Source organism: Bacillus sp. CD3-5, assembly GCF_006349665.1.
Lineage (GTDB): Bacteria > Bacillota > Bacilli > Bacillales > Bacillaceae_G > Bacillus_A > Bacillus_A paranthracis.
The window spans coordinates 1-1,895 of sequence record NZ_VEPX01000037.1 but is presented as its reverse complement, the minus strand read 5'-3'; the positions used below and the strand labels follow the sequence as shown (position 1 = coordinate 1,895).

General features: G+C 51.1%; 1 rRNA gene. It reads left to right on the top strand.

Annotation, left to right across the window (positions count from 1 at the left end):
* Window positions 1–1,895, top strand: a 23S ribosomal RNA gene (locus FH036_RS26870); the annotation flags it as partial.

The following is a 1,895-nucleotide window of genomic DNA, read 5'->3' as shown; positions in this document are numbered from 1 at the left end:
GGTGGATGCCTTGACACTAGGAGTCGATGAAGGACGGGACTAACGCCGATATGCTTCGGGGAGCTGTAAGTAAGCTTTGATCCGAAGATTTCCGAATGGGGAAACCCACCATACGTAATGGTATGGTATCCTTATCTGAATACATAGGGTAAGGAAGACAGACCCAGGGAACTGAAACATCTAAGTACCTGGAGGAAGAGAAAGCAAATGCGATTTCCTGAGTAGCGGCGAGCGAAACGGAACATAGCCCAAACCAAGAGGCTTGCCTCTTGGGGTTGTAGGACATTCTATACGGAGTTACAAAGGAACGAGGTAGACGAAGCGACCTGGAAAGGTCCGTCGTAGAGGGTAACAACCCCGTAGTCGAAACTTCGTTCTCTCTTGAATGTATCCTGAGTACGGCGGAACACGTGAAATTCCGTCGGAATCTGGGAGGACCATCTCCCAAGGCTAAATACTCCCTAGTGATCGATAGTGAACCAGTACCGTGAGGGAAAGGTGAAAAGCACCCCGGAAGGGGAGTGAAAGAGATCCTGAAACCGTGTGCCTACAAATAGTCAGAGCCCGTTAACGGGTGATGGCGTGCCTTTTGTAGAATGAACCGGCGAGTTACGATCCCGTGCGAGGTTAAGCTGAAGAGGCGGAGCCGCAGCGAAAGCGAGTCTGAATAGGGCGTTTAGTACGTGGTCGTAGACCCGAAACCAGGTGATCTACCCATGTCCAGGGTGAAGTTCAGGTAACACTGAATGGAGGCCCGAACCCACGCACGTTGAAAAGTGCGGGGATGAGGTGTGGGTAGCGGAGAAATTCCAATCGAACCTGGAGATAGCTGGTTCTCCCCGAAATAGCTTTAGGGCTAGCCTTAAGTGTAAGAGTCTTGGAGGTAGAGCACTGATTGGACTAGGGGTCCTCATCGGATTACCGAATTCAGTCAAACTCCGAATGCCAATGACTTATCCTTAGGAGTCAGACTGCGAGTGATAAGATCCGTAGTCAAAAGGGAAACAGCCCAGACCGCCAGCTAAGGTCCCAAAGTGTGTATTAAGTGGAAAAGGATGTGGAGTTGCTTAGACAACTAGGATGTTGGCTTAGAAGCAGCCACCATTTAAAGAGTGCGTAATAGCTCACTAGTCGAGTGACTCTGCGCCGAAAATGTACCGGGGCTAAATACACCACCGAAGCTGCGGATTGATACCGAATGGTATCAGTGGTAGGGGAGCGTTCTAAGGACAGTGAAGTCAGACCGGAAGGACTGGTGGAGTGCTTAGAAGTGAGAATGCCGGTATGAGTAGCGAAAGACGGGTGAGAATCCCGTCCACCGAATGCCTAAGGTTTCCTGAGGAAGGCTCGTCCGCTCAGGGTTAGTCAGGACCTAAGCCGAGGCCGACAGGCGTAGGCGATGGACAACAGGTTGATATTCCTGTACCACCTCTTTATCGTTTGAGCAATGGAGGGACGCAGAAGGATAGAAGAAGCGTGCGATTGGTTGTGCACGTCCAAGCAGTTAGGCTGATAAGTAGGCAAATCCGCTTATCGTAAAGGCTGAGCTGTGATGGGGAAGCTCCTTATGGAGCGAAGTCTTTGATTCCCCGCTGCCAAGAAAAGCTTCTAGCGAGATAAAAGGTGCCTGTACCGCAAACCGACACAGGTAGGCGAGGAGAGAATCCTAAGGTGTGCGAGAGAACTCTGGTTAAGGAACTCGGCAAAATGACCCCGTAACTTCGGGAGAAGGGGTGCTTTCTTAACGGAAAGCCGCAGTGAATAGGCCCAAGCGACTGTTTAGCAAAAACACAGCTCTCTGCGAAGCCGTAAGGCGAAGTATAGGGGGTGACACCTGCCCGGTGCTGGAAGGTTAAGGAGAGGGGTTAGCGTAAGCGAAGCTCTGAACTGAAGCC